Annotated in this window: 18 protein-coding genes; 9 read left to right on the top strand and 9 right to left on the bottom strand. The window is 58.5% G+C overall.

Going from position 1 to position 15,968, the window contains the following annotated elements:
* Positions 1 to 38: 38 nt before the first annotated feature.
* Complete coding sequence (locus M9Q49_RS29920; protein WP_254512972.1) at positions 39 to 2,936, bottom strand: choice-of-anchor D domain-containing protein; 2,898 nt, start codon at positions 2,934 to 2,936, stop codon at positions 39 to 41.
* Positions 2,937 to 3,828: 892 nt separating this feature from the next.
* On the opposite strand from M9Q49_RS29920, the gene M9Q49_RS29915 reads away from it, so the two are divergent.
* The 6 genes from M9Q49_RS29915 to M9Q49_RS29890 all read left to right on the top strand — a co-directional run bounded on the left by M9Q49_RS29915 (position 3,829) and on the right by M9Q49_RS29890 (position 8,323).
* Positions 3,829 to 4,098, top strand: a complete 270-nt coding sequence (locus M9Q49_RS29915; RefSeq protein ID WP_254512971.1) for a hypothetical protein — start codon at positions 3,829 to 3,831, stop codon at positions 4,096 to 4,098.
* Complete coding sequence (locus tag M9Q49_RS29910; RefSeq protein WP_254512970.1) at positions 4,095 to 4,394, top strand: hypothetical protein; 300 nt, start codon at positions 4,095 to 4,097, stop codon at positions 4,392 to 4,394. Before M9Q49_RS29915 ends, M9Q49_RS29910 begins: the two co-directional genes overlap by 4 nt.
* Positions 4,395 to 4,786: 392 nt before the next feature.
* Positions 4,787 to 5,644: a branched-chain-amino-acid transaminase gene (gene ilvE, locus M9Q49_RS29905; protein WP_254512969.1), complete on the top strand. Its 858-nt coding sequence runs from the start codon at positions 4,787 to 4,789 to the stop codon at positions 5,642 to 5,644.
* 43 nt (positions 5,645 to 5,687) lie between these two features.
* On the top strand, positions 5,688 to 6,170 hold the full coding sequence (locus M9Q49_RS29900; RefSeq protein ID WP_254512968.1) for a hypothetical protein: 483 nt from the start codon (positions 5,688 to 5,690) through the stop codon (positions 6,168 to 6,170).
* 120 nt (positions 6,171 to 6,290) lie between these two features.
* Positions 6,291 to 7,700, top strand: coding sequence for an SMI1/KNR4 family protein (locus tag M9Q49_RS29895; RefSeq protein WP_254512967.1), 1,410 nt, complete (start codon positions 6,291 to 6,293; stop codon positions 7,698 to 7,700).
* 89 nt (positions 7,701 to 7,789) lie between these two features.
* Complete coding sequence (locus M9Q49_RS29890) at positions 7,790 to 8,323, top strand: DUF420 domain-containing protein (RefSeq protein ID WP_254512966.1); 534 nt, start codon at positions 7,790 to 7,792, stop codon at positions 8,321 to 8,323.
* A 13-nt stretch (positions 8,324 to 8,336) separates the two neighbouring features.
* Here the strand turns inward: M9Q49_RS29890 and M9Q49_RS29885 are convergent, their stop codons facing one another.
* Both M9Q49_RS29885 and M9Q49_RS35615 read right to left on the bottom strand, forming a co-directional pair.
* The gene (locus M9Q49_RS29885; RefSeq protein ID WP_254512965.1) at positions 8,337 to 8,477 is read right to left on the bottom strand and encodes a hypothetical protein; all 141 of its coding nucleotides are present in this window, start codon (positions 8,475 to 8,477) and stop codon (positions 8,337 to 8,339) included.
* Positions 8,478 to 8,503: 26 nt separating this feature from the next.
* Positions 8,504 to 8,638, bottom strand: a complete 135-nt coding sequence (locus M9Q49_RS35615) for a hypothetical protein (protein WP_261365336.1) — start codon at positions 8,636 to 8,638, stop codon at positions 8,504 to 8,506.
* A 127-nt stretch (positions 8,639 to 8,765) separates the two neighbouring features.
* Between M9Q49_RS35615 and M9Q49_RS29880 the strand changes: the two genes are divergently transcribed.
* Positions 8,766 to 9,230, top strand: a complete 465-nt coding sequence (locus M9Q49_RS29880) for an EVE domain-containing protein (protein WP_254512964.1) — start codon at positions 8,766 to 8,768, stop codon at positions 9,228 to 9,230.
* Between the two features lie 15 nt (positions 9,231 to 9,245).
* On the opposite strand, the gene M9Q49_RS29875 is transcribed toward M9Q49_RS29880, so the two are convergent.
* Positions 9,246 to 9,761 carry a hypothetical protein gene (locus M9Q49_RS29875; RefSeq protein WP_254512963.1) on the bottom strand — a complete coding sequence of 172 codons (516 nt, stop codon included), beginning with the start codon at positions 9,759 to 9,761 and terminating at the stop codon, positions 9,246 to 9,248.
* 260 nt (positions 9,762 to 10,021) lie between these two features.
* On the opposite strand from M9Q49_RS29875, the gene typA reads away from it, so the two are divergent.
* Positions 10,022 to 11,845, top strand: a complete 1,824-nt coding sequence (gene typA, locus M9Q49_RS29870; RefSeq protein WP_254512962.1) for a translational GTPase TypA — start codon at positions 10,022 to 10,024, stop codon at positions 11,843 to 11,845.
* A gap of 243 nt (positions 11,846 to 12,088) precedes the next feature.
* Here the strand turns inward: typA and M9Q49_RS29865 are convergent, their stop codons facing one another.
* From M9Q49_RS29865 to M9Q49_RS36245, 4 genes are all read right to left on the bottom strand, one after another.
* Positions 12,089 to 12,358: a very short patch repair endonuclease gene (locus tag M9Q49_RS29865; protein ID WP_315861225.1), complete on the bottom strand. Its 270-nt coding sequence runs from the start codon at positions 12,356 to 12,358 to the stop codon at positions 12,089 to 12,091.
* Positions 12,359 to 12,372: 14 nt separating this feature from the next.
* Positions 12,373 to 12,939: a DUF4928 family protein gene (locus tag M9Q49_RS29860; RefSeq protein WP_254512960.1), complete on the bottom strand. Its 567-nt coding sequence runs from the start codon at positions 12,937 to 12,939 to the stop codon at positions 12,373 to 12,375.
* A 92-nt stretch (positions 12,940 to 13,031) separates the two neighbouring features.
* On the bottom strand, positions 13,032 to 13,646 hold the full coding sequence (locus M9Q49_RS29855; RefSeq protein WP_254512959.1) for an HNH endonuclease: 615 nt from the start codon (positions 13,644 to 13,646) through the stop codon (positions 13,032 to 13,034).
* The gene (locus tag M9Q49_RS36245) at positions 13,643 to 13,906 is read right to left on the bottom strand and encodes a helix-turn-helix domain-containing protein (protein WP_390845268.1); all 264 of its coding nucleotides are present in this window, start codon (positions 13,904 to 13,906) and stop codon (positions 13,643 to 13,645) included. Before M9Q49_RS36245 ends, M9Q49_RS29855 begins: the two co-directional genes overlap by 4 nt.
* A gap of 51 nt (positions 13,907 to 13,957) precedes the next feature.
* Here M9Q49_RS36245 and M9Q49_RS29850 point away from each other — a divergent pair, with 51 nt between their 5' ends.
* Positions 13,958 to 14,509 (top strand): hypothetical protein, encoded by a 552-nt coding sequence (locus tag M9Q49_RS29850; RefSeq protein WP_254512958.1) that lies wholly within the window; start codon positions 13,958 to 13,960, stop codon positions 14,507 to 14,509.
* A 252-nt stretch (positions 14,510 to 14,761) separates the two neighbouring features.
* On the opposite strand, the gene M9Q49_RS29845 is transcribed toward M9Q49_RS29850, so the two are convergent.
* Positions 14,762 to 15,277 carry a hypothetical protein gene (locus M9Q49_RS29845; RefSeq protein ID WP_254512957.1) on the bottom strand — a complete coding sequence of 172 codons (516 nt, stop codon included), beginning with the start codon at positions 15,275 to 15,277 and terminating at the stop codon, positions 14,762 to 14,764.
* Between the last annotated feature and the right edge of the window lie 691 nt (positions 15,278 to 15,968).

Raw genomic sequence — 15,968 nt, 5'->3', positions numbered from 1 at the left:
CCGTAGCCACGCTCGCCAGAGCGTGGCTGGCTACCGACTTACGGGTTGCGGTGCGACTGCTGATTCCACTGTGCCAACAACTGATCGAGCGCCGCCAGCCAGGCACTGTTGTTGGCCGTCCCTGCCGTGGCGGCGGCTGTCAGTGGCGCGGTTGGCCGAGTCGCCACGAAGTTATCGAGCCGCGTATTAGCATTGGTCGACGACACGCCGATCCGGCCCGTCGTCAGCGACGTATCGGTCGCGCTCGTCGTCAGCACGCCGTTGACGTAGAAGCTCAGCGACGAGCCCACCACTTCAAAGCGAATAGCCGCCGAACCGGAAGTCACTGCCGTCGTGGCCAGGCGAGTCCAGCTGCCGTTGATCGCCTTGTAAATGTCCGCCGAGTAACCACCGTTGCTGTAACGAATGCCCGCCCAGTATTGGCTACCGACGCCGTTGCCACTTTGCCGAGCGACCAGGCCCGTATCGCGCGTGCTCGTCCCCGTGCCGATGTCGACATCGGCCGAGAGGATGACATCGGTCGCCGTAACGTTCACAGTCGCGACCGAAGCGCCGGAGCTCGTGCTGACCAGTCCTTGATTCGAAATCGAATAGTTGCCGGCCCGCTCCGTCCACGCGTTGCCGATGAACGTGCTGCTCGTGCGGTTGAAGTTGTCGCTGAAGAGCGCCGTCGGATTGGTCGTCGTCGCAGTCACAGTTCCCGTGAGCGTGAGATTGAACGGCCCTTCGTTCGCATCGTTGTTGCGCAGCTCGAACGCGCCGGTGAACGTTCCCGCGCTCGCCGTATTCAGCGAGAGCGTGATCGTCGTTGAAACGCCCGGCGCGAGTGTCGTCACGCCCGGCCCCGCCGTCACCGAGTACGCCGGCGGCAGCACGAGTTGCGAGAGGACCAGGTTGCCGGTGCCGACGTTGCGAATCGTCAGCGTCTTCGTGGCCACACTGCCGACCGTCACGTTGCCGAAGTTGACCGTGCTCACACCATCGACGAGCAACGTCGAACCGTCGAGCACATCGATCTCGGGCGCCGTCGTCGGCGTTTGCGTCGTCACCACACCGGTGACGTTGAAATTGAACGGCCCTTCGTCGGCGTCGTTGTTAGCGAGCGCCACGCCGCCGGCCTTCGTTCCCGCCGTGCTCGTATTCATGGCGAGCGTGAGTGTCGTCGAACCGCCGGGAGCAATCGTCGTCTGTCCCGGTCCCGCCGACAGCGAGTAACCCGTCGGCAACACAATTTGCGACAGAGTCAGATTGCCGGTGCCCAGATTGCGAATCGTGAACGTCTTCGTCGCCGTGCTGCCGACGGCAACGCTGCCGAAGTTGACCGTGCTCGCGCCATCGACCAGCACCGTCGAGCCGTCGAGGATTTCAATTTCCGGCGACGTCGTCGGCGTGGTCGTATTCACCGTGCCGCTGAGCGCGAAGTTGAACGGGCTCTCATCAGCGTCGTTATTCGTAAACGACAACTCACCGCTAAAGGTGCCTGCCGTGGTCGTATTCAACGAGACCGTGAACGTCGTCGATGCTCCCGCCGCGACCGTGCTCGTCGGCGCTTGCGTCAACACAAAGCCCGTCGGCACCGTAACCGTTCCGAGCGTCAGATCGGCATTGCCCGTGTTTTGAATCGTGAAGGTTTTTGAAACGGTGCTGCCGACGTTGCCGCTGCCGAGCGCCACCGAGCCCGTGCCATCGACAATGTTCGTGCTGCCGTCGAGCACGCCGATTTCCGGCGCGGTGGTGGTCGTCACGCCCGAGATCGATCCCGTCAGCTTGTACATCTGCGCGGCGTTGGCCGAGCCGGTGACTTTTACATAGTAAGTCCCCGCGCCCGGCAGGTTGTAACCGCTCAGCGTTTCGGCCAAGCCGGCTGCGGTGGAGTTGACCGTGGTCAGCAGCGTATTGCCGTTGTTGCTGTAGATCGCAAAGGCCAGGTTGCTCTGCGCGAGCGAATTGAACGACGTGCTGCCCGACGTATAAGTGCTGCCGGTCGGCGTGAGATTGACGCTCACCGACGAATTCGCCCCGACGATGAACTGAAACCAATCGACATCGCTGTCGTCGTCGATGCTCAGCGTATCAAACGAGAACGTCGCGCCACTGCCGAGGCTCGTCGCGGTGGCGGCGGTGTTGTTGCCACCGTTCTTTTCCAGGCGATCGCCGTAGCCGCGATTCACGGCAAGAATGTCGTCGGCTTGCGGGCCGTCGTAGTTCAGCGAGATCGACGGCTCCATCAGCTTCGTGCCGTTCACCGGCGTGACGTGATCGAGCCCCAAGCCGTGCCCCGCTTCGTGGGCCATCGTGTTCCGCAGCCGCAGCGAGTTGTTCGCCGTGTTGTTGAAGAACGTGTCGCCCGTGTCGAGCACCATGTCGCCGACGGTCGGATAAAAGTTGTAGGCCAGAATGTTGCTCGGGCCATCGATGTAATGGCCGCTGATCCGCACATCGCCGCGACGACCAATCACGCCATTGCTTTGCGAGCCAAGCGCCGCACCATCGTCGGCTGCTTCGTAGACATACTCGACCCCCGAGACCGCGCTCCAGCGATCGAAAACCGATTTCAACACCGGAAACCAGGGCTGATCGGCGGCCGCCGTGCTGCTGGCATTCGAACCATAGATGCCCGCGAGCCACGAGCGCAGGTTGCTCGGCGCTGCCGGTTCGCCATTCGAACCCGCGACCGCGGTGCCATCGGGCACGACGCTCCAGCGAATGATGGTCGGATCGCCCTGTGCGAGCGTCGTGGTGTTGGTCGCGGTGCGCGTCCAGCGATCGCTGTCGTCGAACGTGAAATTCGCCACGCCGTCTTGGCTCGGCAGATCGTCGTAAGCGGCCATCACTTCGGCCGAAGTGCCAGGAGCAAAGACGACATCGGTGTGCGCGAGATCCACACCACAATCGGCGGCGAGCACCGCGCGAGGCTCGAGAAATTCGAGCCGCAAGTTTTTCCGTTGAGCAGTCGTGCGAGGCCGTCGTGAAGTAGAGCAACGGCGCAGGGAGAGAGTAGACCTCTTCAAGGCAAAGACTCCGTGTTGGGTAGCCGACAGAATGCCACCGCAGTGTTTGTTCGCCGTTGGTCGGCGACAGATAAGTGCGCTTCGCCGTTCCGGCGGACGAAGCAAGAGAAAAGAACGAATCGATCCGGCAGCCTCGGACTACTGCCGAAAAATTCGCGTGAATTGCTTTATAGGAAAAAATTTTGGCTTGGCAATGTTTTTTGCCACACGGTCTGCCGCAATCAGTTTTGGCTTATCTCAGCCGTGATTTGGCAACAGCTTTTCCGCACCTGGCGTTCGGCAAGTTCCACTCTTCGCCGACGAGCCGCGCGACAATTTTGGCGTCGATTCTTCCCCACAAGCCTGCACACGAATCTCCGCTTACCAGAGGACGAATTGCGAGGCCGCGCGCAACTCTCGCGTGCGCGGTAGCCGTTCACGCTGGCAATGCATGATCGTGAGCGCTCGGCAGGCAGCATCCTGTCCTGCTCCCCTCGCCCCGCTTCGGGGAGAGGGGCTGGGGGTGAGGGGTGAACCGAAGCGAGAGTCTGCTAATGAGCACGCACTATAGATTGCCGACCAGTTCGCCAGAAAATTGAGTCAAACTCACGCATTATCCCCTCACCCCCGACCCCTCTCCCCGAAACGGGGCGAGGGGAGAGAGAAAAAGGCGATGACAGCGGCACTGGCGTGCACGGTTACCGTGCGCGAATTGGTCAGACCTGAGTTGTCAGTGCGCGAGTAATAATGAGCGCAGTCGAGCCGAATGGCGGTTAAGCTGATCTGCTGCTGGGAATCGAGTTGCCGGACTGATGCCGAAATACGCAGTGGAGTGACTATGGGCAACGTCAGTCTTACGTGGGCAGAAGCGGCAGCGATTGCGCGGCAGCGGGCCGAAACGCTGATCGCTGGCATTCCAGGTGGCGACATGTTTTACCATCGTTGCACATATCCATCTCCGGCAGCAGTGGATACGCCGTATCCGGTTAGGTGGCAGGTTGTATTTGCCCCGGTACCACCACAAGGTAGCGTGATTGATGGCGGCTATATGGCACTGATTGTCAATTTGCGGGATGGCACTGTCACTCAGGAAAGCGAGGGGCCATGAAACGCGAATCCCGCGCACCCCTGATCGTCGCCATCGTGCTACTGGTTTTGCCGGTGCTGTACGCGGGAAGTTATCTGGCTCTGGTCTTGCCGGGAAGTGTGTGTGTCATGCCTGATGGGACTGAGACACGCTACGGCGAAGTCTCGAATCGGGATGTTCTTCTCGACCTTCTAAAGTACAAGACATATCGAGTTGGCGGAAAGTGGGCCGAGTCTTTCTTCTGGCCAATCGAGAACGCTGACCGCCGATTGCGACCGGGGGCGTGGGAACCGCCGGTTATTTGGTCCCACCAGTAGGTGAAACTAACCCGATTCCCCTTAGTTCCGCCCTTCCCGGCCAGGTCCACTTAATCCAGCACTACCTGCGGAGTTGTTGTGAACTGTTGTGAAATCCGACCAAAACAACCCTTGTTTTCTGCCGCAACCAAATTCACCCAAAGGACTTACCGCCGATTCAAAATACTGCAACCACTGTTGTGAAAGTGGTGGCCTGCGGAGCTCAAGCGACGGGAGCGGTTAGAAAAAATCCCCGCCGCGCGAACCGATTCGCTCGCTGCTCACTCTCTCCCAAGTCTCTCGAACTCCGATATGATTGGGGAGCAGGCCCAATGGTTTGAGACGACTTCCCCCGTCTCTCGCCTCGCCCCACAGCCCTAACCTCTGACCTCTAACCCCTGGCCCCTTCCGCCATGACTCTCCAAATCTACATCTCCGGCAAGTATTACGACAAAGAGCACGCCAAGATCAGCGTCTATGACCATGGGCTGCTCTACGGCGACGGCGTGTTCGAGGGGATGCGGAGCTACCACGGCAAGGTGTTTCGGCTGGAGGAGCATCTCGACCGCCTGTGGGATTCGGCCCGGTCGATCTGGCTGAACATTCCGATCAGCAAAGAGCAGATGGCCACGGCGGTGAACGAAACGCTGGCCAAGAACGGCATCCGCGATGGCTACATCCGCCTGATCATCACCCGCGGCAGTGGCACGCTCGGCCTCGATCCGAACAAGTGCCCGGTGGCCGAAGTGATCATCATCACCGATCACATTCAGCTCTATCCCAAAGAGTTCTACGACAACGGCCTGAAGATTGTGACGGCGTCGACGGTGCGCAATCACACCGCCGCCCTCAGCCCGCGCATCAAGTCGTTGAACTATCTCAATAACATTCTCGCCAAGATCGAAGGTCTGAAAGCTGGCTGCGTCGAAGCGCTGATGCTCAACACGCAAGGCGAAGTGGCCGAGTGCACCGGCGACAATATCTTCCTGGTGAAGGGCGGCGTGCTCTTCACGCCGCCGATCGACGCGGGCATTCTCGAAGGGATCACCCGCAACGCCGTGATCGAGCTCGCCGAAAAGGCCGGCATCACGGTGAAGCAAATCCCGCTGAGCCGCCACGACGTCTACATCGCCGACGAAGTCTTCCTCACCGGCAGCGCCGCCGAAGTAATCCCCGTCGTCGAAATCGACAGCCGCAGCATCAGCGACGGCAAACCCGGGCCGATGACGAAGCAGTTGACCGCAAAGTTTCATGCGCTGACGCGCGAGTAGGCGCTCAACAAATCAGCGAAGTAGCGTTCTTTGATAGTGCGTTATGTCGCCGACCAATTCAAAATTCGAACTCGCTGAACGCCTCTGTTTTCATGGCGAATACAGCTGGCGATTGAAGGACGGCGAGCTTCGTTATCGCGGTACAGACTATTTCAAGGACTTGATCGTCGGCCGCATTCCAGCATCGAATCAACAAGTTGAGAAGTTCGTCGTCGCGTTGCAACTGCTCGATGTTTGGAATTGGCGAACCGACTACAACCCCAACGACATCGGCCACGAAGTCCTAGATGGCGGCGTGTGGTTCTTTAACATTGAGATCGACGGCCGTAGCCACAAAGCTGCGGGCGTGAATGCCTATCCGTCCTACGCCGATCCCAGGAAGACCTCGACCGACCAAGAGCGATTTCGATTACTCTGCGCCGCGCTTTACGATTGCTTTTACATCGACGGCGCGATTCAATCGGCACAGCGCCAGGCAGAAATTGCCAAGCAGATTCAAACTCAGCCAAATTTGAATTCGCAATGAAGTAAGGGCAGAGCCATCACCGCTTCCCACGCCGATCGCATCGAGCAAATCCTTGCCAAGCTCGGCCTGGTTCGCAGCCGGGGCTTGTCCTGCTTTGGCTCGGATTCACACAAATTCAAATTGAACTCGCGACTGAGCGCAGTGGATATTCGGCAGTTTGAAACGAAGCATCAGATCCGTTTGCCCGCTGATTTTGCGGCGTTTCTGCAACTCGCCGGAAATGGCGGCGCGGGGCCCTACTATGGGATTTACGGCATCGAGAAGATGCATCCGCTCGACTACACGGTCGACGATCCGCCGGCCAATTTTCTGGCGCTGCCGTGCCCGCTCTATCCTGACATGTCGCGCGAGAACGATTGGGAAAAGGAGTTCAACAACGATGTCTACCACGGCATTCTGGTGATCGGCACGCAAGGCTGTTCGTACATGATCGGCTTGATTGTGACCGGCGAGTACGCGGGCCGCGTGGTGTATCTCGATGAAGACAATCAACCGCCGTATGTGATTCTCGAACCTGATTTTTTGAGTTGGTATGAGCGTTGGCTCGATGAGTTGCTCGCCGGCTGCGAAATGAGTGGTTTTGGTTACGGGCTGAGGGGCGAGGAGCCGCAGCTATGGCAGATCTTCGACGATCCTGCCACTCAGGATCGTCATCGTGGGTTCGCCGTCGATGCGCTCCTCCGCTGGCCGACGTTATCTCGGGCGGGGCGCGGCCGCGCGGCCGAACTCCTCGGTCATCCGCTGGCCGGTGTTCGAGCTGCCGCTTGTCGTGTCGTGCGAAAGTTCCAGATTCACGAGGCAGCGAAGCTCCTGGTCCCTCGTCTGCAAGACGAAGCAGCCGAAGTGCGGCAAGCAGCGGTATATGCCGCCGAAAATCTGCAGCAGAGATTTGACCCAGAAGCCGTAGTTCTTCTTTTTGACGAGAACGAAGAGGTCGCGCAGAGTGCTTACTTTGCGCTCAATGCGACGCAGCCCCATTCGCGTGCAATCCTCCTGCAGTTGCTCCGTTCGCCGCATCGGTCGCTGCGCGGTTTCGCGGCGAACGCAATCGACTGGAAGCTCAACGATGTGCCGCTGCTCATCGAGTTACTTGCCGATGAGAACTTCAGCGTTCGCCACTATGCCATTCTCGGCTTACGGCAGCTGAAGAATCCGTCATGCTTGCCGGCGGCTACCGAACTCCTCGCGCGCGAAATTGACCCGAATCACATCGACAACCTACTGCGGCTGTTGGGCGATATTCCGGGTGAGACGAACGTCGACCTGCTGTTGAAATGGATCGCAGACGCCGATGATTTGCACCGCTTGGCCGCGTTCGAAAGCCTGTGCAAACTGGGCGACCTCCGCGCAAAACCGGTTGCGGAAAAATTGCTCGCCGAAACCAAAACTCCCAGCCGACGGACTAATCTCGGCTGGATGGGCGATGCCAAATCGATCGCCACGCTCGCTCGCGAAAGCCTCCGCAAATCTCCTCATGAGGAGCTCCGCAAGCTCGGTGGCGGTTGGTGGAATTGGCTCAAGCCGTGGTGAATGGCAACTCGAACCCGCCATTCGTCGCCCTAGGCTGCGGTGGTACAATCTTCCGCATCCTTGAAGTACACCTGCCGCGGAGTTTGAGCGTGGAATTTTTGTTGGCTGCGGATGCGGCTTTGCCCGTGAAAGGCGCCTATGGTTTTCTGGGCGGCCGCGGCTCACTGATGCTCGACGTGGTCTTCCTAGCCATGTTTCTCGTCGTGCCGGTGTTGCTCTTCAGCGTCTATCAGGTGAAGTACCTGCGGCGGTATCAGCTGCATAAACAGCTGCAGATTGTCCTCGGCACGGTGCTGCTGATCGCGGTCACGGCTTTTGAGCTCGACATGCGGTTCTTCACCGATTGGAAAGCCCTCGCCACGCCGTCGCCCTATTTCGATGCGACCAAGCCTTGGAGCTGCCCGGTTGGTTACAGCCTGATCGTGCACCTGTCATTCGCGATTCCCACGCTGTTGCTGTGGATCGTGGTGATCGTGCAAGCGCTGCGGCACTTTCCGAGTCCGCCGCAACCGGGAAAGCATTCGGCGTGGCATCGCCGCTGGGGCATGATCGCCACGGCAGGCATGGTGATGACCGGCGTGACCGGGTGGATCTTCTACTGGATGGCGTTTATCGCGACATAGTTCTGCGGCGACGCTAGTCCTCGCGCCGATCGCCACGCTTGCCCGACGATGCAGCCACTGCGGCGACCACGACGATCAGGCCGACGACGAAGACGAGCGCCATCACGCCGCCGATAAGCAGAATGCTGAATGACATCATTGGTGCCGGACCCATGGAGTCTGGTTCTTTGCGGTTGAGGTTTAATCCCGACGCCGATCTTTCGACGCCGCCATCAAGATCACGACGAGGACAATCGCGCCGATCAAACAGGCCAAGCCGCCGACTGCGGCCAGGATGATCAACTCGATCATACCGATTCCAAACAGGGCGAGCATGATGATCCTCTCGTGGCTGGCTGGCTGGTTATTCGCAGCGTACAGGCGAATCTTGTTACACTCTCATTTTCCCTGGCTGCTGCCACGGGTTATGAAGGCAATGTAGTCACTCACCAGATACGTCACCATGAAATACTGGCTGCTCAAATCCGAGCCCGAGTCGTTTTCGATCCAGGACCTGCAGAAGGCGCCGAAGCAAACGACCTGCTGGGACGGCGTGCGAAATTACCAGGCCCGCAACTTTCTCCGCGACGAAATCAAGTCCGGAGACCGCGTGCTGTTCTATCACAGCAACGCCAATCCCCCGGCGATCGTCGGTACTGCCAAGGTCGTGAAGGAAGGCTATCCCGATCTCACCGCGCAGGACAAAAAGCACCATCACTACGATCCCGCGAGCACCAAAGAAAACCCGCGCTGGTACATGATCGACATCCAACTCGATCAAATCTTCGACAAGCCGCTGGGACTCGACGAGCTAAAGAAAGTAAAGGCGCTGGCCAAGATGGAACTGCTGCGCAAGGGCTCGCGCCTCTCCGTGCAACCGGTGACGGAAGAAGAGTTCGAAGAAGTGCTAGAGCTCGCGGGACTATAGTTCCGTGCGACTGCCTCACTCACTCACTTGATCTGGCTGCTGAACTCGATACCCGTAGCCAGCGGACGTCCGTTTGTAGCGCGGCGCGTTCAAGGGAATCAAAGGAATGATGAATATCGGGCCGCCGATGCCACAAATGAACTGGTGGTCCCGCACGTAAACATCGACCTTATCGTGCCCCAGGTCGGATGACTCGATTTCGACGTCATTCAATCCTGTGCGCTTCATCACCTCAGCCAAGCGCTGACCGTCCCAGTAATTGACGACCACCCGACCATCGGCCAATTCCAACTCGTCGTTGCTGTTGCGAATAACGCGGATCGGATTCTTCAGCGGTTGGTTGTCCACGCGGCGGATATACGTAAATCCCACGATGTTGAGGAACTGCAAGGCAACCAACAGCACCAGCGCCCCGCCGGCGTATTTGACGGTTTTGAAGATCAACTTGCCGGTTTCCGAAGATTGCTCGTCACCGGGGTTTGCTTCCACCGGAGATTCAAAGGGATTCGGCTGGGGCTCGTTATTCGACATATTCTCCTCCTGCCGTCATCGTAACTCCCGACAGCAGCACAGTTAAGCAGATTTTGCCTCAGCCCCTGGCTTCATCCGTTCTTCACCAAAGCTTTCCTCCCCAGCCCCTAGCCCCCAGTTCCCAGCCCCCAAAACCATCGTTGCCCTTGGCCATTTCACGCCGACAGCCTAAAAATAAGGATTAGCGAGAAATTTGCCCGGAATTTGAGCCTGCGTACTCGCAGCCAAAAACCCCACTCTGCGTACCCGCAGCAATCACAATGCGCCGTAACGACATTCGAAACATCGTCATCATCGCCCACGTCGACCATGGGAAGACCTCTCTCGTCGACTGCCTGTTGCACCAGAGCGGCCAGTTCCGCGAAAGCCAGCTCCAGGGCGACTGCATCCTCGATTCCAACGATCAGGAACGCGAACGCGGGATCACCATTCTCGCCAAGAACATTTCGCTCCCCTACAAGGGCGTGAAGATCAATATCATCGACACCCCCGGACACGCCGATTTCGGCGGCGAGGTCGAGCGCGTCGTCCGCATGGCCGACGGCGCTGTGGTGCTGATGGATGCTGCCGAAGGGCCCATGCCGCAAACGCGGTTCGTCCTCTCGAAGGCCCTTGAAGTTGGTCTCAAGCCGATTGTGCTCATCAACAAGATCGATCGCCCCGATGCCCGCCCGCATGAGACGCTCGATGAAGCGTTCGCTCTGCTGATGGACCTCGGCGCCGAAGAGCACCTCGAAGATTTCAAATACCTGTTTGCCAGCGGCCGCCTTGGCTACGCCACGACCGATCCCGAAGTGAAGACCGAGTCGATGCAGCCACTGCTCGACATGGTGCTGGAACAAATCCCCGGTCCCGACGTCGATATCGAAGCGCCGCTGCAGATGCTCTGCACCACGCTCGACTGGTCGGAGTTCGTCGGCCGCATTGCGGTGGGTCGTGTGCAAGCCGGCAGCGTGAAGCGTGGCCAAACCGTCGCCCTCGTCAAGAAGGGCGGCGTGGTCACGGAATCGAAAGTTCAAAAGCTCTACATCTTCACCAACCTCGGCCGCACCGAAACCGAAGAAGTGCAAGCCGGTGACGTGTGCGCGATCGTCGGCGTCGAAGACGTCGAAATTGGCGATACCATCTGCCATCGCGAACATGTTCGCCCGCTGCCGCGCCTGACGATCGACGAACCGACGCTGGAGATGATCTTCACGATCAACAGCAGCCCCTTCGCCGGCAAGGAAGGGAAGTACGTCACCAACCGCCAGCTGCGTGAACGCCTCACCAAGGAACTCGAGCGTAACGTCGCTCTTCGCGTCCGCCAGGTGGAAGGGAGCGATGCCTTTGCCGTTTCGGGCCGTGGCGTGCTTCACTTGTCCGTGCTGATCGAAGCGATGCGTCGCGAAGGCTATGAGCTTTCGGTCGGCAAGCCGCAGGTGATCATGAAGGAAATCGACGGCGTGAAGCAAGAGCCGTTTGAATCGCTGGTCGTCGAAGTCCCCTCGGACAAGCTCGGCCCGGTGATGGAACTGGTCGGCGCTCGCCGCGGCGAAACCGAAGAGCTGCACGTCCGTGGCGACTTCACGCACTGCAAATTCATGATCCCCGCCCGCGGCCTGATCGGCCTCCGCACCCGCTTGCTCAACGGCACGCAGGGGACCGCCGTCGTGCATCACCGCTTCGCCGGCTACAAGCCTGTGATCGGTGAAGTGCCGAAGCGGCCCAACGGCGTGTATGTGAGCATGGTCACCGGCAAAGCCAACGCCTTCGGCTTGAACACGCTGCAAGAACGGGCCGACATGTTCGTCACGCACAACGACGAAGTGTACGAAGGTCAAATCGTCGGCGAAAACGCCCGCGACAACGACCTGGCCGTGAACCCGACCAAGGAAAAGAAGCTCACCAACATGCGAGCCTCGGGCACCGATGACAACATCCTGCTCAAGCCGCCGCGCCGCATGGACCTCGAAGCGGCCCTCGAATACATCGAGGACGACGAGCTAGTCGAAATCACGCCGACGCAAATCCGCCTGCGGAAAATGCTCCTCAAGGAACACGACCGCCGCCGCGAAGGCCGCAAAGAAGCCTCGACCGCCTAACGCTCGCAGCTCTGCCTTTCCAAACTCCCTCGCCCCGGTACTCCGGGGAGAGGGGCTAATGCAGTGTGAAATCTCTCTCACGACGTCGAACTAGTTGCGCTCTCCGCGCTAACTCGAGCTCAAAAACGTCGCCAACCTCCGCCGCAGCGCCTCACGGCGGCGCACGACGGTCTGACATTCCCAAACGGTCATAACTCGCCAGCCCTGCCGATTGAGCGCGCGACGTGTTCGCCGGTCGCGGGCTTAATTGCGCTCGATCTTGGCCACCCAGTAGTCGCGATTGGTTGCGGGTATGCGGCACCTACCGCATGAATGGCCATGCCAAAAGCAGCCGTTCACAATGACAACCTTGCCCAGTCGGCGGAGCACCAAATCTGGTGTCCCTGGCAACGACTTTACATGCAACCGGTAGCGATATCCCATCGCATGAATCAACCGCCGCACCACCAACTCCGGCGAAGTGTCGGTCGACTTCACCGCTGCCATAATTCGCGAGCGCTCAGAGGGCGATATGTGTCGGCCATTTGCTACTCAATTGCCGGCAGGAGTACTTGCAGCGAAGGATCACCATCAGCGGCAATTCGCCGATTGTACTCCGCGATAAATTTGAGGCAGAATTGTGCAGGAGTCAAACTCAAATCCGTTGCAACACCGTGCATGTAGTCTGTGACAAAGTCATCGACCGATTTCACCCGGACCCACTCAAGCCGACATCGCATTTTCTTGATTCGGTGGTGTGCATACTCTACGTCATCTGCTGGGACGACGAAAAATACTTGTCGCTCATTTTTTGCAAAGGCTCCAGCGGAGTTGAAGGCCTCGTCAGACAAAGGTATCGCGACGATTACGCGCAGGCTTCCGACCGTGAATTCCGTAAACGTCTGTGAACCTCGCTTTTCGCACCTCGTGACCATGTGGCTGGGAAAGCGAAGGCGCAGTTTGGCATCTACAAGTGCTCGTGCAACACGTCCACCCGCCGAGAGCGTTTCGGTGGAACCGAGAATTAGCGTCACGAAGGCGCCTAAGTGCGAGCATGCGAGAGCTGGCAACAGAATGGGATCCGCAGAAATAGGGCGTTCTCGCTTCGGCGACATTAAGCATGCTCCTGATTGGGGAGCATGGTAACGCGCTTCGATATTCGGAGCAAATCGCAACCACTGTCGAAGCGATTCGCAATTGGTCCGAGCTAGCGCTCGTTCTTCGAACTCTTGACGCGATCGCGAATGGCATCTCGCATTTCATTGGCGACTGCTTGCGCCTCCGCCAGCGCGCCGTTCAAATTTTCCCACATCTTCCAGTAGTGCTGCCAGGCTTCATCTCCGAGCAACGATTGGAAGTCGACCTTGGTCGGTGCTCGCCAACGTTCATATGCTTCGAGCCTAGCAATCCGCGAATCGACATCAGCAATTGCTCTGGTGCGCGGTGAGAGTTTAGAACTACCACACATCCATGTTTTCCAATACTTGTTTCCTTTGCTCTGGTTGCACTTGGAGCACGACGGAACAAGGTTGGCAATCTCAGAAATGAATCCCGTGGGCCTCATTTTGTCGACGAGCGGTCGCAGATGATCCCACTCGGTTTGTTTGTCACCACAGTATGCGCATCGAGTTGTTTCCGGCGTCATTTCCAGAATGGTGAGCGCCTCGTGAATCTCTTCGGCCGAGGGATTCACGATGGGAATTATTGCATTCACGAAGGCGTTAGTGATGCTGGACTTGCGGCCAAGCATCGACTGCGCGAGCGGCATGCGAAACACTTCGAGCAGCGACTTTCGGTGGAAATCGTCGAGCGGCAGAGTCATGACGCGCGATTTCCTTTCGCGCCTTTCGTCGCTGAGAACTCTGCTATCGTGGCTGCAGGATCTCCGTTACATGCCCTCACGTACCAACAAAACTCCAGCACATCGATTCGCCTCTCTCCCGTTTCGACTTTTGCGACCCAACTGGGTTGGACTCGCAAAATGGTCGCTAGTTCTCGCTGAGTAAGCCCTGCCGCTGTGCGCACCTCAACGAGTGCGGCCCGCAGTTTTCGATAATCGTTCGTATGAGTCGACTTTTGCATTGCTCCGATTATCGGAGCGTGCTACGATGCTCCCAAAACAGGAGCATCGATGTGAAATTCACCGAACGAGAGCTCTCCACCATTGTCGAGGCTTTAGATTTTTGGGAGGAGGGGCTCTACGATGAAGATCAGCGGATCATGGATGAAAGCCAGCTCTCGCGAGAGTCACCGCTGTCGCAACGCGAAGTTCGCGACTTACTTCAACGCTTTCTCGACGAACGTGAAAAAGCTAACTCATCGTCACGCGACGATGTTGGCGCTGAGCTCGTGGTGTTCGTGCCGACCTACGTTAGGGAACGAAATTTGACAATCAGCCCGAATACCGAAGCAGGCGAGTACACATATTCGAAAACGCCAATACTTATTGGTTGCTCAAGCGGTCTTCGCTTGATCTTGGGGGCTCGCGACAAGTCGGACGTTTCGAAACCCGATCTTCTAGTCGAACGCCGACCACATGGCTGGAGCGTGTTTGTGCATCCGAATGCTGGCGATCCCGTCGCCGTGCTTGCGATTCGCGACGACGGCGAATCTTTTTTGGTGCCCGCGAATGAAGGTGCTTTGCGAATTACGTCCGAGATTCCACGGTCAATCGACTTACACTAGACCAAGGGTATCAGCCGCGGAGATTCTGCAGGGTGGCACGGCGTGTACTCACCAGTGTTCGTTGGCCATTTTCGGTTGAGGATCAATGGCAGTCGGCGGTGGAGATCGGGCCGTTCTGAGTTAAGGGCGTGCTGCCGTGGGTGGCGAAATTTATTGGGGTTTCGCCGGGCTTCGTGGTGGAGACTTACCGCAGAAGATCTAAAAGAAGACACGGGTGAGTACACGCCGTGCCACCCGGCGGTTGAGTCGTTGCTATTTCGTCTCTTCCTTGGCCAGCGCTGTCAGTCTGCTTTCGAGCAATACATATGGCTCATGCAGGCGGGAGGATTCGGGAGTGGGTTGTGGTGTGGGTGTGCGAGTTGCTGCGGGGTTGAACAAGTGGTGGACGAGGGCTCCGCAGGCGCCGCCGCAGAGGGTGATGAGGAGGGGGAGGAAGAAGTAGAACGCGATGCTGCCGCGGATGCCGGGGTCGTTGAAGATGCTCGGGATTTCGCCGGAGGTGAGTAGCGCGGGGCTGGAGACGATTACGGTGGCGGCCAGGTACATGAGGGCCGCTTGCGGGAGCCAGCCGGCGCAGATGCCGCCGACAAAGAAGGCTCGCCAACCGCCGTGAGCGAAGCACGCGCCGCTGATCCAAAAGCTGGGAGCGACGAGCACGATGAGGGCCAAGATCGGCAACTCGACGGCGAGGGGGAAGGCGAACAGGATCGCACAGAGAACCGCACAAACAGTGCTGACGGCTAAGAGCGTTCGTAATCCGAAGCGCATGGCGAGCTCCTTCTCGAAGAGGGTTGGCGGGTTATTGTAGAGGGGCTAGAGGTTGACTTGAACCTGTGACATTTCTGGGATTGGTCAGCAACCATTCACGCCGGCTACCGTTGCCAAGCGGTTGCGATTCCCGCGACCGCCGGCCTTGTGCCGGTGGGGCGATCACTCCCCAGCTACCAATGTCACGCGAGAAACGTTCCTTCGCGACCACGGGGTTCATCCCCGTGGAGCGATCACTTTAAGCTTCCTCAGCCGCTCAGTGAGGGCACAAGGCCGATGGTCGCCGCGTCGATTGGATCTGCGGGTAGCAGACCAGTGAGCGCTCAACCGGGACGAGCCCGGTGGTCGCGGACTCTGTGTCAACGTGAACGATTACGTTTCACTTTTCTCGCCGCGCGCGGACCTGAGTTGTCAGGGTGGGATTGTCTAATTTTGCGAGTGCTCTTTCTCAGTGTGGTGGTGCGCGCGTTGGGACAAAGATCCATGCGCTACCGGTGCGCGCCGGATTGGACGCGGGAGATGCTCGCCGGGCGACATGGCGACGCGTTAGAGAGACATCGCAGGGGTTATAAAAGGTTATAACCCCGGGAGAGTGATTTGCCGTAAGGCGTTGAACCGAAACGCCTTACGGCCAAATGAAAATTTGATAACCTGTTATATTATAACCACCTGAACGAATGGAATGGTTATG

Source organism: Anatilimnocola floriformis, from assembly GCF_024256385.1.
GTDB classification, from domain to species: domain Bacteria; phylum Planctomycetota; class Planctomycetia; order Pirellulales; family Pirellulaceae; genus Anatilimnocola; species Anatilimnocola floriformis.
This window is presented reverse-complemented; position numbering and strand designations above follow the sequence as displayed.